The following is a 25,186-nucleotide window of genomic DNA, read 5'->3' as shown; positions in this document are numbered from 1 at the left end:
ACTATTTATTTGTTGTCATCTTTTGAAGCAAAACCGTTAAATGCACAGTCTAACGTTTTGATGTGCTGAATAATATGCGTCAGCGTCTCTTGATACAGCTCATGCACAAACGGCAGATCTGTGCGGGTTGTTTCATGAATCTGTTTCATTTCATTGAGACTGACAATTCGGTATCCGCTGAAATGGTAAAAAATCAGCGGGTTGCCATCCTCCAGTACGATCTGGCCATCCTCCCATGAAAATGTATGCTGCCCGTAATTCCAGTGTCCGATGTTTACACCAGGTGTCGTAATATCACACACATTGGGAAACAGCTTAGACATATAATCCAAATACCCCTGATCACCGAACTTCCCTTCACCCGGAGCATTTTTGCATTCCTCAAGACAGCGCTCCTTCCACCACTCCAAGCAATCAGTACCGGCATCATCATTCTTAAAGCTGATAAAGCCGGAGTTATATTTGCCTAAAAGCCGCTGCAGCATGGCAATCTGCTCTTTTTCAAAGGAAGGGATAACGATATCCCCCCGTGAAAGCAGAACCGAGCAGTCGGGCTGGTTTTCAAAGATCGGCGCCGGGTCAGCATAGAAAAAGAGATCCCCGTCAATATACGTTACACGCTCCAGCTCAGGATTGCTGTGCAGCACCGCCTGCAAAAAGATCGGCTTCATCGTCCAGCAGTACTCGCTTTGGTTCCTCGTTTCCTTCAGCTTCAGAAGCATTTCATTCTCAAGAGCGGCCACTGGCACCAGATGCAGCTGTTTCATCTTCAGTTTCTGTAAGACGCGGTGTGTATCTTCATCCATGCACAGCGTAAAAATAGGGCTGTCTTGGTCAACTTGCTCTAACGACTCAAATAAGGCGACTGCCTGATATAATCTCCCTTTTGATAAAACGGTGCAATAGGCGCTGGTCACAGTCAAGTTCACCTCGTTTCACGTTACTTTTTGAAGAATTCTGTATACCACTCAATCGTTTTTTCAAGTCCTTCATCAATCGTGTAGGCCGGTGTCCAATTCAGCAGCTTTCTTGCTTTTTCCGCGGATAAATATTGATGTTTGATTTCATTGCTTCCCTGATTCAGCACCTTCGGCTTCAGATTACTGTTCATTTTCTTCATGATTTTTTCTACCAGTTCAAGTACGGTCAGCTGAATCTCATTGCTGAAATTAAAGGCCTCTCCGGCAAGGTTGTTTTCTTCCATTTTTTCTGCCAGAAGCAAATAAGCCTGAACGGCGTCTTCAATATAGAAGTAGTCACGGACAAAGGTACCGTCGCTGCGGATTTCCGGTGCTTCCCCATTCAGCACAAGCTGAATCGTCTGTGGAATGATGCGGTTGAAATTCAAGTCCCCGCCGCCGTACAGGTTCCCGCAGCGCGTGATACAGACCGGCAGACCGTACGTGTGAAAATACGTGTGGCTGATCAGATCTGCGCAGCTTTTCGAGACATCGTACGGATGCTTGCCTTGCAGCGGCATATTCTCATCGTACGGCAGGTTTTCTTGATCCCCGTAAGCTTTATCACTTGAAGCCACAATCACCCGTTTTATTAATGGATGCTTCCGGCAGGCTTCAAGAATATTCCACGTGCCAAGGATATTCGCTTCAAATGTAGAAATCGGGTTGCGGTTCGCCACACCGACAATTGCTTGAGCAGCGAGGTGAAAAACTGTGTCAATTTCATATTCGCCAAGCGCGCGTTCCATCACAGCCATGTCTTCAAGTGAGCCCCGCACAATGTTCATTTTCTTAATATGTTCACCCTGATAAAGGTTGGATTGAGGCACATAATCTCTAACAAGCCCTGTAACATTCGCTCCCTGTTCGATCAGTTCTTTCACCAAATAACTTCCTAAAAGACCTGTACACCCCGTAACAAACACGTTTTTATTTTTCCAAAAACTCAAATCAGTTCACCATACCTTCCATGCTTGTTGTCCGTGATCCCACATTTTGTTGACTTCTAAAAGATTTTTATACGTATCGATGGCCGTCCAAAATCCGTAATGACGGTACACGGCAAGTTCTCCGTCTTTGGCAAGGTTCTTCAGCGGTTCATCTTCGAACATCATATTCCCGTCCTTTGGCAAATAATCGAAAACCTTAGGACTGAGAACAAAGAATCCGCCGTTAATGATTCCGTCACTTGATGTCTTTTCAGAAAATGTTTTCGCCATGCCTTCCTCAATCGTCAAGGTGCCGAATTGCGAAACCTTTTCAATACCGGTGACCGTCGCGGCAGCACCTTTTTCCTGATGATAGCTGATGAGATGGAAAAGATTAATATTGGCCAGCCCGTCTCCATAGGTGAGCAGAAACGGTTCATCACCGATATAATCTTTTGCCTGCAAGATTCTTCCCGCTGTCAGTGTGTCTTCCCCTGTCTCCAGCAACGTTATTTTCCACGTTTCAGGCTTTCCAAGTATCTGCACCTCTCCTGTAGAGCTGTCGAGCGTCAGGCTGTTGTGCTTCCATTCATAATCGAGAAAGTATTCTTTGATTTTTTCTCCTTTATAACCCAAAAGCAGAATAAACTCGTTTACTCCGTAGTACTGATAGATTTTCATAATATGCCATAGAATCGGTTTTCCGCCTATCATGGCGAGCGGTTTAGGAATGTCATTTGTGACTTCGCTCATTCTCGTTCCTTTTCCGCCGCAGAGAATGACCGCTTTCATCTCTACCCCTCATCTCTATGAATATTGAGTTCGAAACCCGGTACATCCTTACAATCTATCAAGAGTATCCCTGATAATTTGTCCACTTCAATACCGGTTTCAAAATCTACTGTAATGATATGAGAGGCAGAGGGCATTGGTGATTAAATGGAATCTATTTTTTCAAGTTGGTGATATAACCAAAAAAAGAGCCATGAGCGAAGGCAATGTGCCCGCTCATGGCTCTTTCAGTCTTACTATTTGATTTCTTTTTCCCTGCCGTAATGATAATCAGACGGATCAACGGCTTTGAAATCGCTGAGTTTATGGAACCTCAGTAAGTCTTTATACAGGACACTGTCTGACAGACTCAGCTGCTGGTTCACTCTTGTTTTCAGATTCTTCGTTTCTTCATTCGCTTTCAGTTTGTTACCAGTCTTCGTATCGTAAATGATATTGTCGACAGATGTGTACTTCGGCGTCACGAAATCTCCGTTTCTAAATGCCACTGTATCATCGTGGTCTTTAGAGAATAAATCAGTACCAAAGTTGATATACTTCTGAGAATCAATTCCTTGTAAGTGCAGAAGTGTCGGCATGACGTCAACTTCACCGCCATACGTATGGTTCACTCCGCCTTTTTTGCCAGGAACGCGGATCATCAGCGGCACACGCTGGTTCTGCGCATTTTGATAACCTGTGATCTCTTTTCCAAGAATCTCTTTCATCGCACGGTTATGGTTTTCAGAAATACCATTATGGTCACCGTAAATCATGATAACTGAGTTGTCATACAGACCGGCTTTCTTCAGTTCCTTGAAAAATTGCTCAAGAGACTCATCAAGATAACGGGCTGTTTGGAAGTAGCTGTCAACTGTGTTATCGCCCGTTGTCGCTTTCTTAATGGATGCGTCTTCTTCATCCAAGTTAAACGGATAATGGTTTGTTAATGTAATCAAATGTGCGTAAAACGGTTTTTTCAGAGACTCAAGTTTTGGAATCGATTCTGTAAAGAACGGTTTATCCTTAAGTCCCATGTTAATGACATTTTCATCTGACATATCATACGTGCTTGCATCAAAGAATTTGTCATAACCGATATGTTTGTAAATCTGGTCACGGTTCCAGAACGATTTGTAGTCACCATGCAGGACAGCGCTTGTGTAGCCTTCCTTCTGGTCTAAAATCGCCGGGAGTGACTGGTATGTGTTTTCGCCTTTTGTCACAAACGCGGAACCTTCAGGGAGCCCGAAGATCGAGTTATCCATTGTCAGTTCGGCATCCGATGTTTTTCCCTGGCCTGTCTGGTGGAAGAAGTTATCAAAATACGTTGTATCTTCCCCGCCGTGTGCGAGTTTATTCAAGAACGGCGTCACCTCTTCACCGTTCAGCTTGTAATCAATCAGAAATGACTGGAAGCTTTCCAGGTGAATCTTAATGATGTTTTTTCCTTTTGCAGAGCCGAAATACTCGGCATTCGGTTTCGCATAATGAGACGTCGTATAATTCTCGACGCTTGTTAAATCATCACTGCTCGCATAGGCTCTTTGCGTTTCCGTTTGAGCCGTCTGAACACCGTCATAAATGGTGTAATTGTAAAGACCTAAATATTTCACAATATAATTGCGGTCAAATGTTCTTGTCAGCAGCTCCGGACGATCTTTTTCCGCAAAGTGCAGATTGATGAAAAACAGTGCAATCCCAGAAAGAATCACTAAGGATGCAAAGCGTTTTTTCATTTTGTATTCTTTTAATTCAGGTCTCCAAATCAATACCGCAACCAGAATGATGATATCCAAGAAATAGAAAATATCATGTCCGGCCATAATACTGAAAATCCCGTCTCCCATGTTTCCGACGTTGCCGGACTGTTTGATGTTCGGGAATGTTAAGAAATCGTCAAAGAAACGATAGAACAAAATATTTGCGTATAACACAAATGTCATGATGAAATCGATAATCAGCATGATAATAGCTGATTTGCGCCCTTTTACAAGCAAAGCCAGTCCTAAAAAGAAAATGGCGCTTGAGAATGGGTTAAATATCAGGAGGATCTCCTGGGTTGTGCCTTTTACCCCAAGATTAAATTCAGTCTTGTAGGATAAATACGTTTTTGCCCAAAACAGTATAACAGCCAGCACAAAAAAGCTAAGTTTGTAAGAAAAAAGTTTCTTCATGGCAACCTCTACTTTCTTAAACACTTTAAGTTCTTCGTTCATATTTACCTGCTCTTTATCCTGTCTTCCAATTCCTTCTTTCCAAACAACATCAAGGCATCACACAACAAATAAACACACCGCGGCAAACCGGAATATTTATGTTTTGCACCATACCTTTTTATTACATCCATTTCAAACCAAACACTTGACGAAAGAAGCCTTCATTTCGTTTCACATTTTTTCTCGAAAAATAAAAAAAGGGGTTCTTTTGTCATGTGTACCATGGAAAAAAGAAATAGATACCGAGTATAAGAATAACATAAACTAGCAAAAACGAAAAATATGTTTTGCAGACAGCCTGCCTTTTGGGCTGGACTGAGGTTATTGTATGCACAAACATTTTATACAATCACCATTTTTTAAAAGGGCATGGCATCATCCCCATTCTCTGATTGACGATCAATCATCGTTTTTTCTATACTTGAGAAGCTGTACAATACACGAATAAGGTGATTATATATATGGATTTTGAAATTCGATTTTTATCCTTTTATGTCATACAGGTGGAAGGCAAGGATGAGCAGGCGAACAAGCAGTTCAAGCATTTCCAAACCCTTGATACAGGTGAATTTGAAGAAAGCGAGCTGAAGGACTTTCTCGACGGAGAGCTGAAAAAAATCGTCAAACGGAAAGCCGACCGCCATCCGCAGTCCGAGCAGGTGCCGACGAAAATCGGCCATTTTATCGTCGAGCCCGGTCACGAGCTTGATTCCAATCCGAACTACAACATGTTCAACCGCGCGCGTCTTGCGGAAACAAAAGAGGACTTTAACGATCTGAGTGAACAGTTTGTCGGCACGTACCTCGACACGAGCGCAGTCCGCGGCGGCGTGTTCCTCGTCGCTTCCGCCGTACCGAAAAAATACTTCGACGAGTCATTTGTCTTTATTATGAAATGTGATTTTGAGCCGAAAGTCGCCCGTATCTCAGACGCTTCTTCTCTCATTAAAAAAGTCGAAATGGCGATCACGACAAAAAATATGAAAAGCATTCAATATCCGTACATGCCGGAGGAAGGAATGATTGAGGAAGGCGAGCTGAAAATCCACCAGTCCTCACATGCACGCTATTTCGAGGACTTTTTGAAATTCGTTGAATACGGGGAATCAATGCCGGAAATCATGAAAAACCAGGTTATGAACATGGTGCAGGAGCACGTCTACGAGACATTTGAAGACAACAGTGAAGAGCTCAAGCAGTTTGAACAGGATATTGAGATTTGGGAAGCCAGCGAAAAACGAGAGATTCAAGAGCGCCTCGATACCCACCAAGTGATTGAAGCCTCCGCTCAAATCATCGAGCACACACCAGAGGCCCAGCTGAAAATGAAGGTGGGAGAAACCGAGATTAAAGGATTGCTGGCGGATTTTGGCGATTCAATTCATCTCGCAAAAGTGAACGGACGTTATGTTGCGCTGATTGAAGCCGAGACGATTTCGTTTGAAAAAGGCAGTTCTCCGGTGGAATTTTATAAGCCTGAGGGGCTGCATGAGGTGATTGAGCGGATTCGGAATAAAACAGAGTAAGAGTAAAAAAGTCCAGAATTGATTCTGGGCTTTTCGTGTCTCATCTCCCTGCTCTCCAATCCGCTCCCCGCTGTACCGTAAGTAAAATATAAAAAAAGCGCCTATCAAATGACAGGCGCTCTCTGATTAATCATCACTGCTTAAAATGCCGAAGAAGCGAAGCAGATTGATGAACAGGTTGATAAAGTCAAGATACAGTGATAATGCCATAACCGGAATTAAGTCTTCCGTAATGTGGCGGTGTTTAATTTGGTTCAGATCATACAAAATGTAAAGGGAAAAGACGATGGTCCCGATCACGGAATACGCCATCATTGCCGCTGAGTTTAACGGACTGAAAATATTGAAGATGCCAACGACTATTAATCCGAGTACGGCTACCAGCAAAAATGACCACAGGAAGGATAAATCCTTCTTCATTTTTGCGCCGATTGTGCCCAGAACGGCAAAAATGACAAATGTAGAGCCAAAGGCTTCAAGCACGACATAGGCGCCGGCGATGGAAGCGTAGTGGCTGACGATCGGAAATAAAGTAATACCGGAAATAAAGGCGAATGTAAATACAAACGCATATCCAACCGCTTTTTTTCTGCGCATCCAGAAGGCCAGAATAATCATGCCCACTTCAAGAATAGAAAGCGGCAGCATCAAAGCGACAGGAACAAATTGGCCGATAAAAAGACCGACAGTCGCGATCAGCAGTGTGAAAACAAAAACTGTCAAAATTCGCTGCATGATCGATTGCTTATTCTCATGAACTGTAGCTTGCATGTCAAAAATCCTCCTAAAAAATAATCTTAAAGGTCTATTATATAAAAATTGGATGAAATATGTAATGTTTTTAAGGAGAATTTAATAAAACAAACGCCCTGAAGCATTCACTTTGATTCTTTTCTTTTCAGCGAAAAACGGTGCTTTTCTATTTTTTCAATTTGGGTAATCTGAGAATCATGAACCGTGATTTGCACAGTGCCGAAATCGAGCGTTTCCAGCGAGCTGATTATTTTTTCAATGACCTCTGAATCAATCGTTGATTTTGAAACCAAAAGACCTTCCCCCTTGTTAAATATGTTTAATTCACAGTATTCTTATAAGAATTATAATATTATGTTTTTTTTAATAAATCAAGACGATTTCTATTCAAATCAAAAAGGCATATGATCATCCGATAACGGACAATCATATGCCTGGTTTATCGCCTTATTTATTTTCTTCGAGCTTCTCAACAATACAGCGGACGCCCATGTTTTCTAATGCCTGCTTCAGCGTGCCGTACGTTTCATATTCCCGGAAGTCAAGCCCCAATTGAACCGATGTCTGAGCCACATCTGGACGAATCCCTGAAGACACTGCTTTGATCCCTAATAAGAAAAGCGTTTTTGACAGGTTGTACAATTGGTGCGCCACCATGGTATCCACGATTGCAACACCCGAAAGATCAACGACAAGGCTTGTAATTTTTTTCTCGATACAGCTGGCCGGCACTGTTTCTAAAATAACCTGCGCCCGTTTCGTATCAATTGAGCCGATAAGCGGCAATATCCCGATACCGTCCGCAATAGAAATCACCGGGCAGCCCAGCTCAGAAATCAGTTCCTGCTGCGATGTGAGCCTCATCATCATAAATTTTTGATACCGCTCGGAAAATTCAATAATCAGCTTATCAAACGATTGATTCACAATGCGGTTCCATCGTTCGGCATCCTCATTTGTGACAAGATCCTGATTCTCTTTTATAAACGCAGCGACTGCCTCCCAGAACGAGATTCTTGAGTTTGCCATCGCTTCTACAACTTCATGGACCTGTACATCTTGCTCCACCCTGTTTTTCGCAACGATTTGCGCCCATTTTGTCATATTTTCTTGAAACTCATTTTGATCCTCCAAGAACGCGCTTGCAATTGTGATATTGGTAAACGTATGCTGCTCGGTTAAAAGCTTTTTCGTTTCTGCACTTAAATTGTCGGCTGAATAAAGCTCGCCTTTCAGCTGACATCGCAAACTGAACCATTTCTCGGTAATCCTTGCAGTATTGTCTATGATATATTGATATAATAATTGATCGATATTCACGGTCTGTCTCCTTTTTCATAGTAGAAGCTCTTTTATTATAAAATTATAAATCGGATTTGGGAATGAGACTAGAAAAAAATCAAATAAATCTGCACGGAAACGCATTCCAATTTCATCCATAGGCGAATGCACCAAAAACGTCCGCTCACATACACTGCAAATGTACAGTTTACAAGAGAAAGGACGTTATGACATGTATTATGTTGATCCTTATATGTTTGCCGGGCATTTTTATGAACCTTGGCCTGTTTTTGAATATGAATATCGTTATCCAGATGGTTTCCCATGGTCTGGCGGCAGTGCTATGCCTGGGGGCAGCACCATGCCAGGTATGGGCGGCGGTGCTCCGCAAGGACCTCCGCCTTCCCAAATACCAGCAAAACCACCAAAACCGCAGGGTGCTCAAGGAGCCGTTTTTTTAGTTGAACCCGTCACCATTCGGCCTTGCCTCTTCCGATTCACCTATGTTTGGTTAACTAACGGAAGATCATTTTGGTTCTATCCAATCGTTCTTGGCAGAAGATCGGTCGGCGGCTTTTATTGGAATGCATCACAGCGCCGCTGGGTTTATTTCGCTTTAGACACAAATCTGATCGATGTTGTGAGTTGCTCATTTTAATCAAACATCAGCCGGATTTACCGGCTGATGTTGTTTTGGCTAAGTTTACCTATGATCAAACAATTGGCACGGTTGCTGTATATGTTGATGAAGACCAGCAGAAAAGCAATTTGGGGAAGAAAAGGCGGGGTTGATATCGCGGCGGACTATCCAATGAGTTTAACGCAAGCCATGTACGAGCTGTCAAATAATAAGACATGCAAACAATAAAAAGCTTGCGCCTCGCAGCAAGCTTTTTATATGAAAATTATGTCGCTCTGCTTTCTTCATATGTGACGGTATACAGCGGCTTATTTTTGTTCCATTCCGCAAATAACACATCCTCCGCCTTACCAACGTTCTTCTTTTTCAATTCTTCCGTAAGCCACTGCTCATCCACACCCGCTTCCTTCAGATTATCCCGGATGATCTCTCCGTCTATGATCAAAGTGATCGGCAATGAGACGGACTTCGAAGGAACCTGCAAATCTTTATTTGTCGGTTTGTCAAAGTCGGATTTTGGAAGTACACTGACCATCCCGTTTGTTTCAAGAATCGCATATTCGACTTCTTGTATCGAGAAGCTCCCCACTTGCCTCAGAAGACTTTGCAGCTGGTTAATATCCATCTTGTTTTTCTCCATTACTTTATATTGAAGCACCCCTTTGCGAATGACGATATTCGGCTCACCCTCCAAGAACTTTCGCGATGATTTTATTTTTTGTGTGACAAATTCAATGAGATAAATCAGCACGCCCCACAGCAGTGAAGCAAATATAATGATTTTTATCTTAATTTCCTGATCGTACACAGCATTTCCGACCAATTCCCCTAAAATTAATGCAGAAATAAAGTCAAACGGCGAAATTTGAGAAAATTGCGTTTTTCCGAGAAGTTTTAAAATGATAAATAAAATTCCTAAACCGCATACCAGCTCCACTGCTACACTTAAATAATTTCCCATATTGATAGCACCTACTTCTTGATAATACTATCAGTATAGTCAACGGTTTCTTTTCTAAACCGAAAAAGCTCCCCTTTGGCCGCTCAATCGTGAAAAGCGAATCATTTATTTAAAGTTCTATGTATTCATCCTTTAAAAAAACACTTGCTGTCCCCTCGAAACATTCAACATCACGAGAGGCAGCAGTATCTCCTATTCTTCCCCAGCATCGTCTGATAATCCTTTCAATCAAATAACCGGAAATGGCATTGAGTCCAAACGTTCTCGGGCTCATTCCTTTCCAGCCGCATACATACCTGAGACTGCACCAGATCGCAAGCACACCAAGAACAACCATCCCAGCCGCTTCCTATCAGAAAATTTCTTCCGTGAAAAACAGATGCGCCAGCGAACAGACAAGCCGGCACGGTCACCATATCTCCTGCTTTCCCTTTTAGAAAAAGACAAAAAAGCCTCCTGCAAAGGACGCTTATTCTGCCGCAAGCTCTTTCTCAAATAAATGATATCCGGATGCATCAGCACCCATGAATTCATAGCCCATACGCCGATAAAAGGAATGCAAGGCATCATTATCAGCAACACAGTCAAGCCTGATCTGTGTTTTCCCCGGGAAGTGTACGCCCGTCTCTGCCCATTGAAGAACCCGCGCGCCAAGCCCCTGTCCTGCAAGACGGCGGCTGACTGCAAGACGGTGCAAATAAATGGAACCTGCATGTCCATCTTCTCCCCAAAGCTTTCTGTCCCACTCACTCGGTTCTGGGAGCAGCATCACGACAGCCGCAAGCTCATCATCTTTTTTAAACACAAACACATGCCCTTTTTCAATCGAACCTGCGATATTATGTGTATCGTGTCCTTCCAGCAGCCCGCTCCATTGGGTGGAACCCCGATCCCGGAGCCATTCAGCCGTTCGGACGAGCAACCCTGTAATCGATCCCGCATCCTCATATTCGGCCGGATAAGCGCGGATTCCATCAGCTAGTGTTTCGTTCGTAATCTTAAAAGGTGACATAAAGGCCTCCCAATCAAAAAGTAAGCTTGCACACACCTTGATTATAATGCAGACCAAACAGCAAAAACAGTCATTTTCTCTGTATGTAAAAGGAGTGTATGAAAGAGAGGCCTATCTGCCCATTAGAAAATCTTCTTTTTATCCCGCTCTTCTTTTAAAATCTCAACCGCTTCTCTGAAACGCATAGAATGCACAATTTCACGTTCACGCAAAAAACGAAGGGAATCATTCAAATCAGGATCATCCGAAATATCAATCAGCCATTGATACGTCGCCCTCGCTTTTTCTTCTGCTGCAATGTCTTCATATAAATCGGCAATCGGATCACCCTTCGCCTGAATATAGCTCGCTGTAAACGGCACACCTGACGCATTTTGATAAAAAAGCGCACTGTCGTGATTGACGTAATGATCGCCAAGCCCCGCTTCACGCAGCTGCTCCGGCGTGGCGTCTTTCGTCAGTTTATAGACCATGGTCGCAATCATTTCCAAATGGGCAAACTCCTCTGTGCCAATATCCGTTAAAAGGCCGATGACCTTATCAGGAATCGTGTACCGCTGATTCAAATAACGAAGAGCGGCGGCCAGCTCTCCGTCCGCTCCGCCATACTGCTCAATCAAATACTTCGCCAGCGTCGGATTGCACGTACTGACCTTGACTGGGTATTGCAACTTCTTTTCATACACCCACATTCAGGCATTCCTCCTTATACTTGCCACGGCCACGGCCCTTGTTTCCAATCCCAATCCTTGCCCGCTGGACTTGTGCCAAACTGAAAAAGCGGTCCGTAAACGGATTCGAATTGCCTTTTTAAGTGCCTTGAATAGCCGGAATATTGATTGAATTGCTTCAGCGCATCTTCATCATGAGGATGTGTATCTAAATAAAGGCTCAGCTCAACAAGCACAAAATCAGCGGCCTGAATTTGCTCAAGCTGACGGTAATATTCGGCATCAACCTTTTTTGCCATGTACGTCTCCCCCTCGATAAGGGTTTTCATAAAAATCATAGAGGTCCTTCCAAAGGGTTCCTTTCCTTAAAGCCTCCATTGGCGAAAACTGTTGCATATGCTCAGGCTGAAAGGCCATATAGAGATTGGGCGGCGTTCTGTAATACTTCTTCCCTATAGGCGGACAAGGGTCAAAACGGCTGTGAAAGGGCGTGTATGATTTGACTGGCGTAAACGGCTGCATATCCTTCATTCCGGCTCCTCCTTTCTCAAAAACAATGACCTTAATAGGTATGAGACAGGAGGAATGATTATGACTGAAAGCGTTAATAAGGAAGCTTAATCTGTTCCTCGATCCCCGTGATACGAAGCGGTCCCAGCAGCGTTAAACGTGTTAATTGATTCGCCATAAACAGCGTGCTGTACTTCATGCCTCTCTCCAGCCAGGAACAAATAACCCCGATATGGGCGGACGTGATATAGCTGACGAGTATCTCTTTCGAAACCTGCATCGTGCTCTCTGACTCCTCAATTGATGAAAGCAATTCCTCGTAAACTCATGTCTGAACGAAATCCGCCATAAGGCTTCTGAATTGAGGCCGCCCCCTGTCGCTCAGCATCACTTGGAAGTATTCGGCATGTTCATGGATGTACTCAAAAAGCTTTATAAAGATACAGGTGGATAATCCTCCTCACGTTCCTAATCTCTAAGGACCTTGACACTCACCAGAAAAATATCACGGATAGCTTCCTTTCAATCACCTCCGTTTTCCCCTCAAGGTACGTTTTCACGGCTGACCAAAACAAATCACGCTTCGCATCACACAAACTTTGGCGCGCAATTCTGAAATGAGAAGCAGCTCCTGAAGTACGTACCTTCATAGCCATATTCCCCAAAAAACTTTTATCACTCTATGCAGAACAAGCGCAGATCAAATTCTTTGTTCCTTCTCAAATAATCATCAACTCATGTAATAAAAATATTAAAAAACACTCTTGATCAGCAAGAGTGTCCTCTGTTTATCATTTTTATTTATAGACTTATTTTCCCCAGTGGCCCATATGGTGGTGATGGTGGTGGTTTTCTTTTCCAACATGGTGATGATGGTGATGAAGATTATCTTTTCCATCATGATGATGGTGATGCCCATCGTTCTCATGATGCATGCTCGGATAACTTACAGCCCCCGGTGAGCCCGCATATCCGCCGCCTGGGTAACCGCCGGATCCCCCATATGCGCCCGATCCTGGATAGACGCCGGCGCCTCCATACATGCCGGATCCCGGATAGCCTCCATACATGCCGGACCCCGGATAGCCTCCGTACATGCCGGACCCCGGATAGCCTCCGTACATGCCGGACCCCGGATAGCCTCCGTACATGCCGGACCCCGGATAGCCTCCATACATGCCGGACCCCGGGTAGCCTCCATACATGCCGGACCCCGGGTAGCCTCCATACATGCCGGACCCCGGATAGCCTCCGTACATGCCGGATCCCGGGTAGCCTCCATACATGCCGGACCCAGGGTAGCCTCCATACATGCCAAATCCAGGACGGCCGATGCCATCGCCAAAACCAGGTCCGCCATAGATCTGTCTTGTATCAGTATCAGTCATATTCACTCTCTCCTTCACGTAGGTTACAGTCTAGAATATGAACTTATCTGTCAGATCGTATAGGCGGCGGCCCACATAACAAAAAAAAGCAGGCTGTGATAGCCTGCTCATTTCTTATTCACCTAAATCAACGTTATGGTACACCTGCTGAACATCTTCCAAATCCTCTAACGCGTCAATCAGCTTTTCAAACTGTTCCTTCGCATCATCTGGAAGCGTTACTTCACTTTGCGCAAGCATCGTCAGCTCGGCAACCGAGAATTCCTCAACGCCTGCGTTTTTAAACGCCTCCTGCACCGCATGAAATTGATCTGGTTCGGCATACACGATTACACTTTCATCCTCTTCTAAAATGTCACGAACATCAACATCCGCTTCCATCAGGATTTCCAGCGCCTCATCAGCTGTTTTGCCGTCTACACCGATAACAGCCGTCGCATCAAACATGTAAGCAACAGATCCGCTCACACCCATGTTGCCGCCGTTTTTCCCGAACGCCGCACGCACTTCCGGCGCCGTACGGTTTACATTATTCGTTAGTGCATCAACGATGATCATTGATCCATTCGGCCCGAAGCCTTCATAACGAAGCTCATCGAAATTCTCTTCCGCTCCGCCCTTCGCTTTCTCAATCGCACGTTCAATGATGTTTTTCGGTACGCTGTAAGTTTTCGCACGCTCAAGCACAACCCTCAGCGCCTGGTTAGATTCTGGGTCAGGCTCGCCCTGCTTCGCCGCCACATAAATCTCACGGCCAAACTTGGCATAAATCCGACTCGTATTCGCGTCTTTAGACGCCTTCTTCTCTTTAATATTGTTCCACTTACGGCCCATGATGCTCCACTCTCTTTCATATATATCAATCTGTATTTTGTTATTCACTTTATCCATTATACCTCAAATGGTTTGATTGTTTCGAGTGTCTTGCGTTAGAAATAGAAGGAATGCCACGATAAACTTCGTCCGTAAAGCAAGAAAAAAGCCCTAGCTAAGGGCTTTCTTCTCCTGATCAGTCATACTATTTTGAGGGGAATGATCGATATACGTCGTGTTTCGATCTGTTGATTCTTTAACATCGCCGGAGTTTGTCAGGAACGGAAACGAAATACTTCCGCAAATCAGGGTAACACCAAGGCACATCATCACTTTTTTCTTAATAAGCATATAAACACTCTCCTTTTTGAATATCTTCTTGCGCTTTCAGCACGATACGATAAAACGCGGCAGCGCGCTCAAAATGACAGCGGCTTTCAAAAACAGCGGCAGCGCTGCGGGCACATGTTTCAATGTAAGCGTACATGTTCTTTTTTTCAAAATAGGCTAACATCTCAAAGATGCTGCTCTCATCAATACTCTCTTTGTACACCGCCTGCAAAAATGTATACAATTGTTTATAAAGTGGCCAGGCCTTAGGAGATGTTGTGACATGCTCCAGCCCTTCTTCTATGAACTGAAACGCCTTCTGTTTTTGGCCTGCTTTACATAATGTCCAGCTTAAGCCAAACAACACTTTCGGAAGCAGGCCAGCTACCGTTTCTCTGCTTAGTTTCACCGCTTTTTGAAAGTATTGTATGGCCATCTGATAGTCTCCTGAACGGTCATAACTATTCGCAATGTTCAACAGGGAAATGGCGATAAACTGGTTGTTTTGACTATCCAATGCCAATTCCAGCGCCTTTTCTAAATGCTGAATCGCTCTATCATAGTGCTTGAAGTCATCATAGTTGCCCGCGATCACAAACAAGCTTTGTATGGTTCTAATGCTGTATAGTGGATGTTTACGGTAAATGTCTAAGGCTTGAAGGATGTGATGCATTGACACATGGTTTTGCTTCATATGATAAAACGCTTCCGCCACTTTAAAATGGAATTCAGCCTTCTCAATTTCATCTGACAAAAACGGCAGTTCATTTTCCGCCTCGCGATAAAACTTGATCGCTTTCACATATTCTTTTTGATCAAATTCATACATGCCGCGGAAAAATAAAGAGTAGTATTTCAAAAGACCTGTGAGTTTTTTCTGAGGAGTTTCAATCGTTTCCAGAAGCTCTGTCACTGTAGGGCGATTCCCGTATGTTTGTCCCGGCTCTAAATAATCCAGCATCAGCTGGTGCCGAAAACACATAAGAGAATAATAGATCAGTAAATCCTGATCCTCTTCCATCTGCTGAATGTCCTGCTCCACCTCCGCTTTCAGAATCTCAGCATCCGGAACACTGAATTGACGAATCATCTTGTACCATTCATTAATTTTTACACCAACATGCGAAGATGGTATGGCTTGACTCAATGGTTCCCCTCCCTTTCTGTAAGATATGTCATATTCTATCAATCCCAAATTTTGAAAACAAGAGAATAGGAAGAATTTGCTTTTTCATCCTGTCAAAAGCTTTCAAATCCCTTTTTCATCCTTTACAAATAAGAAAAAAATAAAAGAGTGGAAATCTATGAAAAGATTCTATGTAAAGGAGAATGCCGATGCCAGTCACACAAGTGATCAAAGGTGGAAACAGTCTGCTCTCACTGTTTCCACCTTTTTTCAAACTGAATGTTATACTGCTTGTTTACAAGCCTCAGCACATGAAAAACAAGCTTCAGCGCAATCCTGAAAATGCTCTTTGTCATGCTTTTTGCATTCATTTCCGCAAGCCTCACAAATCGCAGCGCAAGCCTGTGTCAGCTCAGAAACAAACGGCGTGCCTCTTACAATCGCTTGCGCTACAAACGCACAAATATCAGCGCAATCCCGGTCCAACCGAATGCAGTCTGCCATCATATTCTCATTTTCTTCTTTTAAACAGGCGTCATAGCAACGATTGCACGCAACCATGCAGTCGTGCAGCGCCTCAACTAATGATTGATATTGTTCATATGCCATTCGTAAACCCTCCTATGAATATGATTCCATTTATACCGTATCCGCTTCATTCGCTCGTAAAACATGACACTCTAACAAAAAAGGCCTATGTCTGCAAACAGATACATTGCGACATAAACCACTCTCGATTTACAAAAAAAGAACTCCTCAATGGAAGTTCTCACTTATTTTTCTCATAGGATTGCTTGATCAATCCCATGATATATTCAATATGTTCGTCATCTTTTATGAAAATCTCATAGTCTCCATTTCCCCAGTGGCCGGTCTCAGAGACATCTCGCATTCTCTCTTCAGGGTCATGCAATTCTCCCTTTTTCATATTCACCCACACCTTAAGCCCGCTTTTTAATAGAGAAATATCCGCGAAGTTCCGCTTATTTGCAGTAAACGCGATATACATTTTTGTCGGTTTAATTGAAATATGCTCGCCCAAATTTAAAATGAATTCCTTTAGCTGCTGATAAAGCTCTATGATATCAAATGTCTTCTCTGCAAGGTGGTCCTCTTCAGAAAACACTTTGATTTCTTTGCTGACCTCTTGAATGGTCTCACTTTGCCGCGAAATCGTCTTAATTGACTCGGATACGCCCTCAGCCTTCATTTGGTTTAGATGGATCAAATCATTTTCGTACCTTTTCATCTCCCACAATTCAATTGGCAGATCTTTAAAATGGAAAATCTCCATTAATACTAATTATTATACTGTTGAAAATACGAAAACCGATACTTTTAAAGATCTTAATAAAAAATCGAATAAATTAAAACACAAGGAAAAAGAGCTGAATCAACTAAACGTTGATGTGATATCTTATAAAAAGAAATCAAATGTAAATACAACTGCCCTATCGTTATTTTTCGATGTTTTGCCTGTAGTATCTAACTTTAAAGCGGCGGGGGATGTTATAAGAGGGAAAGATTTAGTAACCGATAAAAAATTATCTTCCGTTGATAGGCTTCTTGCAGGAGTTAGTATAGCCGGATCTGGATATGTAAAGGTTGCAGGTAAAGCAGAAAAAGTAGAAAAAGTCATCAAAAAGAAAATGTATGGCATGAACATCAATGAAAAAATTACTTTTATAAGAGAAACTGCAGCCCCGATTGCTAAACAGAACGGCTGGAAAAAAGATTCTAAACTATCAACAATTAATAAACGAGATGTATACTACGATTCAAAAAGTAAAACATATTATGCTTTAGATACACAACACGGGCGCTTCGAAGTCCAAAATAAAAGAGGGAAACATCAAGGGGAAGTCGATTTTAACCTTAGTCCTACTAAAAAAGCGGACAAATCAGGCGGACATGATTTAAGAATGAAATAGATATTTTTGGAGGTACCCTTATGGATAAATTGATTGCTGATGCCATTAATAAATTCTACAATAAAGAATCTACACAAGAGGAGTATCTATCTTTATGTAAACAAGAAATTACCCTCCCTGACTCATTAAAATCTTATTTAAAAACAGAAAAAATAAGTTATGAAAATACAAACGAGGATGAAATTTGGCCTTCTGCTACATTCAGATTCGGATTTGAATCATTTGAAAAAAATGATTTTCATATAAGCTATAGTAGTAAATTAATGATTTCTAAGTTGGCTCCTGTCTTTTACATACAACATGAATTTGAGTTAGAAAACATTGATCCAAAAAGAATAACTCCAATCCTAGATGGTTTTAGTACACAAACGTATTCTATGCCTCAACAGGAATTTGATGTAAAAGTGAACACAACTTTAAAACAAATGGGATACACCGCTCTTAATTATCGAGAAATGAACGAAGTCATTTGTGATCTTGATATAAAACCAGAGCCTTTATTCGGTCCCCAAGTCACGGTAGAACTGGCATTATTTCATGATTTGCTAGAGCTTTGTCCAGAGTAGCAATGCTGGGAGATGAGTCTTTTTTAATGTTTTCAACAAATTAGAGACGTCCCAAGGATATCCTTATATGGAAGAGTTGGCATTATTATCCGCAAAGTTTTATACTGAAATTGGGCAGATGGATGATTCTGTTATCTGTTTCAAAAAGATGGTTCATGCCCGCAAACAAATTCAGAGAGGGGATTGTTTGTATGAAATGTAAACTGACGTTGTGCGCTGTAATTGCTTTGATCGGTGTAAGCTTTATCAGTTCTTCTTTGGGAAATGAAGTAAACGTAGCATCCAGAAACATGACAAGCAAAGCTGCAAACGATTCAACGAACTCCCTGGCAGACAAAGCCATCTTTGACAAAGAAATGACGATTGCAGAAAACGGAACGCTTGGTTAAGAACAAGACGCAGCTTAGGCTGTGTCTCGTTTTCTGAAGAAATAGGTGAGAAGGCGATAGAATGTTTTATGTTCAAACTCTTATATGCAGACCAAACAAAATCCTTAAAAAACAAGATAGGTGGAAGTAATGTATAACCAATTAAGAGAAATTGTTAACCTCTTAGAAAAGATAAATAGCCACTGTCAAACAAATACAATTTCCGTTGAACAATTCAAAGAACAACAAGACAATCTAAATGACTTATCTGCAATAATAAACGATATGGATAAACTTCTACAAAAGAGTAAACGCATTGATCTTAACAATGTTCAAGATGCTGATCTACTCTTGTTCGAAATCCACAAAATGACAACCTCACTTGAATGGCATATTTCCGAAATAAGTGATTTAAATATAAGATTGCTAAAGAAAAACATGGAAGCATAAGCATTTGCTTTTAACAATAAAAAAGGCAACACCCAACAAAGGGGTTAGTTGCCTTCTCTAATTTCAAGCACAGCCACACACTCCACATGATTCGTATGCGGAAACATATCCACAGGCTGCACTTCGTGCGTCGCATACCCGCCATCCTCAAGCACCCGCAGGTCTCTCGCCAGCGTACCCGGATTACAGGACACATACACTACCCGCTTCGGTTTCATCTCCACAATCGTCCGCAGGAGGGCTTCGTCGCAGCCTTTTCTTGGCGGGTCGACGACGAGCGTGTCGGCCGTAATGCCTTCTTCGTACCACTTTGGTATCACGGTTTCCGCTTCTCCAACTGCGAATTCCGCATTTGTGATGCCGTTCAGCTCAGCGTTTCGTTTCGCATCCTCAATCGCTTCCGGCACAATTTCAACGCCATACACTTTTTTCGCTTGCTTTGCCAAGAATAGAGAAATCGTTCCAATGCCGCAGTAGGCGTCAATGACGGTTTCTTCCCCTTGCAGCTCAGCGTATTCAAGCGCTTTGTCGTACAGCACTTTTGTTTGCTCCGGGTTGACCTGATAGAACGATCTGGCGGAGATGGCAAATTTGACGTCTCCGATGAGGTCGTAGATGTATTCTTCGCCCCAGATGACATTTGTTTCGTTGCCAAAGATCACATTTGTTTTAGTCGGGTTGATGTTTTGCACGATGGATTTGACGTGCGGGAATTGCGCTGTGATGTCTTCGATAATCTTCGCTTTATGCGGAAAATCGTTTGTTCTTGTGATGAAGACGATCATCATTTCGCCTGTAACAACGCCGTATCTGACCATGATGTGGCGGAGCCAGCCTTTGTGGCGTTCTTCGTTGTAGGCTTTGACACCATAGTTTGCGCAAATATCTTTGACGGCTTGGACGGCTTCGTCGTTTTTGGATTGCTGGATCAGGCAGGCACTCATGTCGATGATGTCATGGCTTCTTTGCTGATAAAATCCGGCGACGAGGCCGCCTTCCCGTTCTCCTACTGGCACCTGTGCTTTGTTTCTGTAGTTCCACGGATCTTCCATGCCGAGTGTCGGGTGTACAGTGACGTTTGACAGGTCCAGCTTACCGATCCGTTCTAAGACGTCTTTGACTTGTTTTTGTTTAAACAAGAGCTGGCCTTCGTACGTCATGTGCTGGAGCTGGCAGCCGCCGCATTGCTTGTAAATCGGGCATGGTGCGTCGGTTCTGTGCGGGCTTTCTTCCTTCAGCTCGATCAAGCGGCCGAAAGCAAAGCCTTTTTTGACGCGTGTCACTTTGATTTGGGCTTTTTCCTCAGGCAGGGCGTTCGGCACAAAGATCGGGAAGCCCTGCACCTTCGCGACGCCCGCTCCCTCGTGGGTCAAATCCTCAAATATCACGTCGTAGTATTCGTTTTTTTCTACTGGGGGTTTCATTTTCATGTATGTTCACCTCTTGTTTTAAGCGAAAGAAAAACTTGGCCTATTCAAGCCAAGTTTCAGCGTGTAGGCAAACCTTCGCATTCGTTGTCAGTCCTGTGCTTCGGTGCTCACGTAAAAAGATCAGCGGCTAAAAACTAGAGCGTCCTGCTCAAACGCCGCTGTCACCGCATCCTGCGGAAGTGCGCCCGATGCTCGCCCTTCCTAGACTTCAAAGGTTTTCAATCACGCTGAAAAGATGACAAAATCCTAAAACGAAAACTGTTTTAGGATTTTGTCAACATTCTGAGCTTGGCTTACCAAGCCAAGTTTTAGTCATCCAGCTGTTCCGCTTTCTCCTTCGGCATGACGACGTGAATGTGTCGGTACAAATTCACGAATTCGCCCGGCAGCATGCCGCCGTACTCGCCGTCCAGGTTCAGCTGCATCTTTTCTGATACATTGACTTTCACGCGGTTCGCTTTTGTATAAATAATGTGCTGATCGTTGATGTGTTCTCCGCGAAGCGCCATCGTTGCGACTCTGATAAATTCAGCAAGATTTGCTTTCTTTAATATCATCAAATCAAACATGCCATCATTCAGGCTGGAATCCGGCGCGAGTTTTTCGAACCCGCCGACGGAATTTGTCAGCGTGACCAAAAACAGCATGATTTCACCTTGAAACAGCTTGCCGTCATATTCAATCTCGACTTCTGTCGGACGAAGTGAAGGCAGCATTTCCATTCCTTTTAAATAATAAGCAAGCTGGCCGAGCATCGTTTTGAGTTTGCTTGGTACGTCGTACGTCAGCTCTGTCAGACGGCCTCCTCCGGCGATATTGATAAAATACTGGCCGTTCACCTGTCCGATATCAATCGGGCGGGCAACGCCGTTAATGACCGTATCTGCCGATTTTAAAATATCCTCACGCGGAATGCCGAGCGCTCTGGCGAAGTCGTTTGTTGTGCCGACAGGAATGACACCGAGTGTCGGACGCTTGTCTAAAGGCGCAAGCCCATTGACGACCTCGTTGATGGTTCCATCCCCGCCTGCCGCAATGATTAAATCAAATTCACGCAATGCCGCCTCCTTGGCGGCGTGCGTCGCGTCTCCTGCGCATGTCGTCGCATGGGTGGAGGTTTCATAACCGGCTTGTTCAAATTTTTGCAGGACCTGGGCAAGTTGCTTTTTAAAAACCTCCCGTCCTGAAGTCGGATTGTATATTATACGTGCACGTTTCATTATCTCATCATCCTACTTAAGAGTATCCGATCCATTTTTACACTAACAACCTTTAATTATACTATGAGTTAAAAAAATCGCAACAAAATGTACATAATCTTACAGGTGAAAATGCACAAAAGCCTCAGCAGAGCTGAGGCTTTTTGTTTTTTACTCTTCTTCCGTTCCCGGTTTTTTCTTGCGGAACTTCGCCAATATTTCGTATACGATTGGCACGATTAAGAGCGTCAGAAGCGTCGAACTGATTAAACCGCCGATAACCGTTACACCGAGTCCTTTTGAAATGACTTGGCTTCCGCCTTCGAAGCCGAGTGCTAATGGAATCAAGGCGCCGATTGTCGCGATGGCTGTCATCAGAATTGGGCGGAGTCGTGTAGAGCCGGCTTCCAAGAGCGCTTCTCTCGTAGACAGTCCTTCCGCTTCCTTATGGATGACGCGGTCAATTAAGACAATGGCATTCGTGACAACGATACCGATCAGCATGAGCATCCCGATCATGGCGTTCAGACTGATCGTTTCACCTGATACATAAAGTCCGACCAGGGCGCCGATGACTGTGAACGGCAATGAGAACAGAATCGCAAATGGTGCTAGTGCTCCGCCGAATGTAATCACGAGCACAAGGTAAACAATCGCAATTGCTGCAAGCATCGCTAAACCGAGCTTTTTGAAGGAATCAGCGATATCTGCTGATACGCCGCCTGTATCGATCGATACGTTATCAGGAAGGTTAAGCTTATCAATTTTCTTCTGGACACCAGCTGATACAGCTGTAACGTTGTCTGTTGTTACTTCACCTGTAACATCGGCATAGACTTTTCCGTCACGTTTTGACACTGTGTCTGATGTTGAGCCTTCTTTCACTTTGGCAACATCGCCGATTTTGACTTCCTGGCCTGTCGCAGAAGTGATTTTTTTGTTCTCTAAATCTTTTACACTCTTATACTCGTCTTTTTCCGTCTTAATGTTTACATTAAGCTCTTTGCCGTCTTTTTTCACGGTTGTGAGCGGTTCTTGTGATGTTTGTGTCATTAAGGCTTGAGAAATTTGAGACGCGGTTAAACCGAGTTTGCTTAATTTTTCTTGGTCAGCGACAAATGTGTACTCATCATATGTGCTGGAAAGGCCTGAATGTACGTTTTTCAGATCCTTTTCATCTTTCATGATTTTTTCAATGTCTTTGACCGTATCTTTAATGTCATTTTCTGAATCGCCATACACATAGTATGTTAGCTCATTGTTATTGCCTGAAGAACTAAAGTTCTGTGACTTCCATTCTCCGCGGTCAGATTGTTTTTGGATGATCTTCAGCACGTTGTCTTTTTCTTTATCAAAATCAGGCGTGTCGCTTTCATATTTGATATAGAATAGCGCACCGTTTGAATTTCCTCCGGCAAGCGGACTTCCAGAGCCTAATGAATACTGAACCGTATCGACATGCTTGCGGTCAAGCAGCGCTTTTTCCGCTTTTGCAGCTTCATCTTCGGCTTCTTTTTTTGTTTCTCCAGGTTCTGGACTGTACGTGAGCTGCAGCGTTTTTTCTTCTTGGGACGGCAAGTAGCTGGCACCGATTAACGGTACGAGGAACAAGCTTCCAAGGAGCATCAGAACCGCGATAATAGATGTGATCCATTTATGGCTCAGCGCCCAGCTCAATACGCTTTTATAAATGTTTGCAAGTTTGCCTGGCTTGTGTTCTTTCGCTTTGACCGGCGCCCCTGTTAATGATTTTTTGAACAGGCTGTGCGCCAGCATCGGCACAAGCGTGATCGAAATGAATAAGGATGCGGCAAGCGCAAAAACGATCGTCAAAGCAAATGGAATAAACAATTCGCCAATTTGTCCGCCTACTAGCGCGAGCGGCAGGAATACTGCGATTGTTACGATTGTGGAAGACATGATTGGTTTAAACATTTCCTTCGTCGCTTCACGAACCAGAGCTTTTCCACGAAGCGGCTCGTCCTTGAGTCTCATGCGGCGGTAAATGTTCTCAATCACAACAATAGAGTCATCGACAACCCGTCCAATCGCAACAGTCATCGCACCGAGTGTCATGATATTCAGTGTGATGTCAAGCTGCTGCAGCACAAGAAGTGCAATCAGCAATGATAATGGAATAGAAATAATCGAAATTAATGTTGATTTGATATCTCTTAAGAATAAGAGAATAATCACGATTGCAAAAATAGCACCGAAGATGGCTTTGCTTAACATTGTTTCAACTGACTGTGTGATTGGCTCTGCCATATCGAGTGTGGAGCTGTAATCGAAGCCTTTATGGTCTTCTTTAAACTGCTTCAGCTCATTTTTGACATTGTCAGCAACCTCGACGGTATTCGCATCGTTTGCTTTGACGATGTTGATGCCGATGCTGTCTTTGCCATTTGTGCGTGAAACAGATTCAGCTTTTTTTACATCTTTAATCGATGCAATGTCAGAAAGCTTAACCGTCGGCACGTCTGTGCTTACGCTTTGCTGCGCCTGTGCTGCTTGTGCACTCTGCGCCGCCGCTTGAGATGCTGCACCTGAAGCAGATGCCGTCGGGATTCTCATATTCTTCAAATCTTTAATCGTTTCAATATCGCCGCTGACGACGACCGATTTTTCACTATTTCCAAATGTGTATAATCCAAGAGGAGTTGTCACATCTGAACCTTGAATCACTTGCTTCACTGTATCTTTATCAAGGCCGTATTCTTTCAGTTTGTCTTCTTTATAAGAGAACTCAACCTCTTCAACCTGCTGGCCTGATACTTGGACTGAGGCAACGCCTTCTATGCCTTTAAGCTTCGTCACAAGGCTGTCCTCGACTTTTTTCGTCAGCTCTTGCAGATTGTCTTTATCGCTGGACACGCTGAGCGTCAGAATCGGGAAGGAGTTTAAACTGTAGCGTGAAATTTCCGGATCCTTCGCGTCATCAGGCAGTTTGGCATTTTCTAATGCTTCAGCCGCTTCTGTTTTGGCTTTGTCCATATCTTTTTCATAGTCATATTCAATCATGACTGACGATGCGTTTTCATAAGAGGTCGAAGTCACAACATTGACCCCGTCCAAATTCTGCACCGCTTGTTCAACCGGTTTGCTCACCTCATCAGCTACTTGGCTAGGCGTCGCACCTGGATATGTCGTGCTGATCGTCAAGTAAGGCATGTTCACGTCAGGAATGGATTCTTGCTTCATATTCATACCCGCATACAAGCCGGCTGCCGTTACGATAATCGTCATCAGCCATACTGCGAATTTGTTTTTCAGTACGAAATTAATAACGTGATTCATCATATCCTCCATTATATTTTTTATTGACTGACTGGTCATTCTATATAATACTAAAC

30 protein-coding genes and 2 pseudogenes are annotated in these 25,186 nt (G+C 43.4%); 8 read left to right on the top strand and 24 right to left on the bottom strand.

Annotation, left to right across the window (positions count from 1 at the left end; all coding sequences use genetic code 11):
- Positions 1 to 5: 5 nt before the first annotated feature.
- From AAGG74_RS21925 to ltaS1, 4 genes are all read right to left on the bottom strand, one after another.
- Complete coding sequence (locus AAGG74_RS21925) at positions 6 to 917, bottom strand: putative nucleotide-diphospho-sugar transferase (protein ID WP_429677298.1); 912 nt, start codon at positions 915 to 917, stop codon at positions 6 to 8.
- A gap of 23 nt (positions 918 to 940) precedes the next feature.
- Entirely contained in the window at positions 941 to 1,909 is a 969-nt protein-coding gene (locus AAGG74_RS21920) for a GDP-mannose 4,6-dehydratase (protein ID WP_429677220.1), read from the bottom strand.
- A 6-nt stretch (positions 1,910 to 1,915) separates the two neighbouring features.
- Entirely contained in the window at positions 1,916 to 2,680 is a 765-nt protein-coding gene (locus AAGG74_RS21915) for a glucose-1-phosphate cytidylyltransferase (protein WP_429677219.1), read from the bottom strand.
- A 236-nt stretch (positions 2,681 to 2,916) separates the two neighbouring features.
- Positions 2,917 to 4,836, bottom strand: coding sequence for a lipoteichoic acid synthase LtaS1 (gene ltaS1 / locus AAGG74_RS21910; protein WP_429677296.1), 1,920 nt, complete (start codon positions 4,834 to 4,836; stop codon positions 2,917 to 2,919).
- A gap of 503 nt (positions 4,837 to 5,339) precedes the next feature.
- Here ltaS1 and AAGG74_RS21905 point away from each other — a divergent pair.
- Positions 5,340 to 6,404: a DUF3900 domain-containing protein gene (locus AAGG74_RS21905; protein ID WP_429677217.1), complete on the top strand. Its 1,065-nt coding sequence runs from the start codon at positions 5,340 to 5,342 to the stop codon at positions 6,402 to 6,404.
- Between the two features lie 126 nt (positions 6,405 to 6,530).
- Here AAGG74_RS21905 and AAGG74_RS21900 read toward each other — a convergent pair whose 3' ends face one another.
- From AAGG74_RS21900 to AAGG74_RS21890, 3 genes are all read right to left on the bottom strand, one after another.
- Positions 6,531 to 7,175, bottom strand: a complete 645-nt coding sequence (locus AAGG74_RS21900; RefSeq protein WP_162103004.1) for a Bax inhibitor-1/YccA family protein — start codon at positions 7,173 to 7,175, stop codon at positions 6,531 to 6,533.
- Between the two features lie 107 nt (positions 7,176 to 7,282).
- On the bottom strand, positions 7,283 to 7,450 hold the full coding sequence (locus AAGG74_RS21895; protein WP_162103005.1) for a YezD family protein: 168 nt from the start codon (positions 7,448 to 7,450) through the stop codon (positions 7,283 to 7,285).
- A gap of 154 nt (positions 7,451 to 7,604) precedes the next feature.
- Positions 7,605 to 8,477 carry an STAS domain-containing protein gene (locus AAGG74_RS21890; protein WP_162103006.1) on the bottom strand — a complete coding sequence of 291 codons (873 nt, stop codon included), beginning with the start codon at positions 8,475 to 8,477 and terminating at the stop codon, positions 7,605 to 7,607.
- Between the two features lie 193 nt (positions 8,478 to 8,670).
- Between AAGG74_RS21890 and AAGG74_RS21885 the strand changes: the two genes are divergently transcribed.
- Entirely contained in the window at positions 8,671 to 9,096 is a 426-nt protein-coding gene (locus AAGG74_RS21885; RefSeq protein WP_162103017.1) for a hypothetical protein, read from the top strand.
- Between the two features lie 87 nt (positions 9,097 to 9,183).
- Positions 9,184 to 9,306, top strand: coding sequence for a hypothetical protein (locus tag AAGG74_RS21880; protein WP_429677215.1), 123 nt, complete (start codon positions 9,184 to 9,186; stop codon positions 9,304 to 9,306).
- Positions 9,307 to 9,343: 37 nt separating this feature from the next.
- Here AAGG74_RS21880 and AAGG74_RS21875 read toward each other — a convergent pair whose 3' ends face one another.
- From AAGG74_RS21875 to AAGG74_RS21810, 14 genes and pseudogenes are all read right to left on the bottom strand, one after another.
- Positions 9,344 to 10,039 (bottom strand): YetF domain-containing protein, encoded by a 696-nt coding sequence (locus tag AAGG74_RS21875; protein ID WP_429677213.1) that lies wholly within the window; start codon positions 10,037 to 10,039, stop codon positions 9,344 to 9,346.
- Positions 10,040 to 10,148: 109 nt separating this feature from the next.
- A complete protein-coding gene (locus AAGG74_RS21870; RefSeq protein ID WP_429677212.1) occupies positions 10,149 to 10,376 on the bottom strand; it encodes a hypothetical protein in 228 nt (75 codons plus the stop codon).
- A gap of 132 nt (positions 10,377 to 10,508) precedes the next feature.
- Positions 10,509 to 11,051, bottom strand: a complete 543-nt coding sequence (locus tag AAGG74_RS21865; RefSeq protein WP_162103008.1) for a GNAT family N-acetyltransferase — start codon at positions 11,049 to 11,051, stop codon at positions 10,509 to 10,511.
- A 122-nt stretch (positions 11,052 to 11,173) separates the two neighbouring features.
- Positions 11,174 to 11,743, bottom strand: coding sequence for a spore coat protein CotJC (gene cotJC / locus AAGG74_RS21860; protein ID WP_162103009.1), 570 nt, complete (start codon positions 11,741 to 11,743; stop codon positions 11,174 to 11,176).
- 14 nt (positions 11,744 to 11,757) lie between these two features.
- Entirely contained in the window at positions 11,758 to 12,021 is a 264-nt protein-coding gene (gene cotJB / locus AAGG74_RS21855) for a spore coat protein CotJB (protein ID WP_162103010.1), read from the bottom strand.
- On the bottom strand, positions 12,005 to 12,253 hold the full coding sequence (gene cotJA / locus AAGG74_RS21850) for a spore coat-associated protein CotJA (RefSeq protein ID WP_162103011.1): 249 nt from the start codon (positions 12,251 to 12,253) through the stop codon (positions 12,005 to 12,007). Before cotJA ends, cotJB begins: the two co-directional genes overlap by 17 nt.
- A 73-nt stretch (positions 12,254 to 12,326) precedes the next feature.
- Positions 12,327 to 12,620: pseudogene (locus tag AAGG74_RS21845) on the bottom strand (TetR-like C-terminal domain-containing protein).
- 83 nt (positions 12,621 to 12,703) lie between these two features.
- Positions 12,704 to 12,955, bottom strand: a pseudogene (locus AAGG74_RS21840) (TetR/AcrR family transcriptional regulator); the annotation flags it as partial.
- An 86-nt stretch (positions 12,956 to 13,041) separates the two neighbouring features.
- Entirely contained in the window at positions 13,042 to 13,437 is a 396-nt protein-coding gene (locus AAGG74_RS21835; RefSeq protein WP_429677295.1) for a hypothetical protein, read from the bottom strand.
- A 297-nt stretch (positions 13,438 to 13,734) separates the two neighbouring features.
- Positions 13,735 to 14,454 carry a YebC/PmpR family DNA-binding transcriptional regulator gene (locus tag AAGG74_RS21830; protein WP_162104299.1) on the bottom strand — a complete coding sequence of 240 codons (720 nt, stop codon included), beginning with the start codon at positions 14,452 to 14,454 and terminating at the stop codon, positions 13,735 to 13,737.
- 150 nt (positions 14,455 to 14,604) lie between these two features.
- Complete coding sequence (phrH, locus tag AAGG74_RS21825) at positions 14,605 to 14,784, bottom strand: phosphatase RapH inhibitor PhrH (protein ID WP_429677210.1); 180 nt, start codon at positions 14,782 to 14,784, stop codon at positions 14,605 to 14,607.
- Positions 14,774 to 15,910, bottom strand: coding sequence for a response regulator aspartate phosphatase RapH (gene rapH / locus AAGG74_RS21820; RefSeq protein ID WP_429677209.1), 1,137 nt, complete (start codon positions 15,908 to 15,910; stop codon positions 14,774 to 14,776). Before rapH ends, phrH begins: the two co-directional genes overlap by 11 nt.
- 261 nt (positions 15,911 to 16,171) lie before the next feature.
- Positions 16,172 to 16,498: a four-helix bundle copper-binding protein gene (locus AAGG74_RS21815; protein ID WP_162104232.1), complete on the bottom strand. Its 327-nt coding sequence runs from the start codon at positions 16,496 to 16,498 to the stop codon at positions 16,172 to 16,174.
- 160 nt (positions 16,499 to 16,658) lie between these two features.
- Positions 16,659 to 17,138, bottom strand: coding sequence for a DUF5655 domain-containing protein (locus tag AAGG74_RS21810; RefSeq protein WP_429677208.1), 480 nt, complete (start codon positions 17,136 to 17,138; stop codon positions 16,659 to 16,661).
- A 160-nt stretch (positions 17,139 to 17,298) separates the two neighbouring features.
- Here AAGG74_RS21810 and AAGG74_RS21805 point away from each other — a divergent pair, with 160 nt between their 5' ends.
- The 5 genes from AAGG74_RS21805 to AAGG74_RS21785 all read left to right on the top strand — a co-directional run bounded on the left by AAGG74_RS21805 (position 17,299) and on the right by AAGG74_RS21785 (position 19,204).
- Positions 17,299 to 17,820 carry a pre-toxin TG domain-containing protein gene (locus AAGG74_RS21805; RefSeq protein WP_429677207.1) on the top strand — a complete coding sequence of 174 codons (522 nt, stop codon included), beginning with the start codon at positions 17,299 to 17,301 and terminating at the stop codon, positions 17,818 to 17,820.
- 20 nt (positions 17,821 to 17,840) lie between these two features.
- Positions 17,841 to 18,386, top strand: coding sequence for a hypothetical protein (locus AAGG74_RS21800; RefSeq protein ID WP_429677206.1), 546 nt, complete (start codon positions 17,841 to 17,843; stop codon positions 18,384 to 18,386).
- A gap of 67 nt (positions 18,387 to 18,453) precedes the next feature.
- Entirely contained in the window at positions 18,454 to 18,588 is a 135-nt protein-coding gene (locus tag AAGG74_RS21795; RefSeq protein ID WP_429677205.1) for a hypothetical protein, read from the top strand.
- A complete protein-coding gene (locus tag AAGG74_RS21790) occupies positions 18,578 to 18,775 on the top strand; it encodes a hypothetical protein (protein ID WP_162104239.1) in 198 nt (65 codons plus the stop codon). Before AAGG74_RS21795 ends, AAGG74_RS21790 begins: the two co-directional genes overlap by 11 nt.
- A 129-nt stretch (positions 18,776 to 18,904) precedes the next feature.
- Entirely contained in the window at positions 18,905 to 19,204 is a 300-nt protein-coding gene (locus tag AAGG74_RS21785; protein ID WP_429677203.1) for a hypothetical protein, read from the top strand.
- Between the two features lie 44 nt (positions 19,205 to 19,248).
- Here AAGG74_RS21785 and rlmD read toward each other — a convergent pair whose 3' ends face one another.
- The 3 genes from rlmD to srfP form a co-directional block, all read right to left on the bottom strand.
- Positions 19,249 to 20,634: a 23S rRNA (uracil(1939)-C(5))-methyltransferase RlmD gene (gene rlmD / locus AAGG74_RS21780; RefSeq protein ID WP_429677202.1), complete on the bottom strand. Its 1,386-nt coding sequence runs from the start codon at positions 20,632 to 20,634 to the stop codon at positions 19,249 to 19,251.
- A 308-nt stretch (positions 20,635 to 20,942) separates the two neighbouring features.
- Positions 20,943 to 21,854: a diacylglycerol kinase gene (locus tag AAGG74_RS21775; RefSeq protein ID WP_162104242.1), complete on the bottom strand. Its 912-nt coding sequence runs from the start codon at positions 21,852 to 21,854 to the stop codon at positions 20,943 to 20,945.
- Positions 21,855 to 22,004: 150 nt separating this feature from the next.
- Positions 22,005 to 25,130, bottom strand: coding sequence for a surfactin resistance protein SrfP (srfP, locus tag AAGG74_RS21770; RefSeq protein ID WP_429677201.1), 3,126 nt, complete (start codon positions 25,128 to 25,130; stop codon positions 22,005 to 22,007).
- Between the last annotated feature and the right edge of the window lie 56 nt (positions 25,131 to 25,186).

Origin of the sequence: Bacillus mexicanus, assembly GCF_050445615.1 — a bacterium.
In the GTDB taxonomy this organism is placed as follows: domain Bacteria; phylum Bacillota; class Bacilli; order Bacillales; family Bacillaceae; genus Bacillus; species Bacillus mexicanus.
This window is presented reverse-complemented; position numbering and strand designations above follow the sequence as displayed.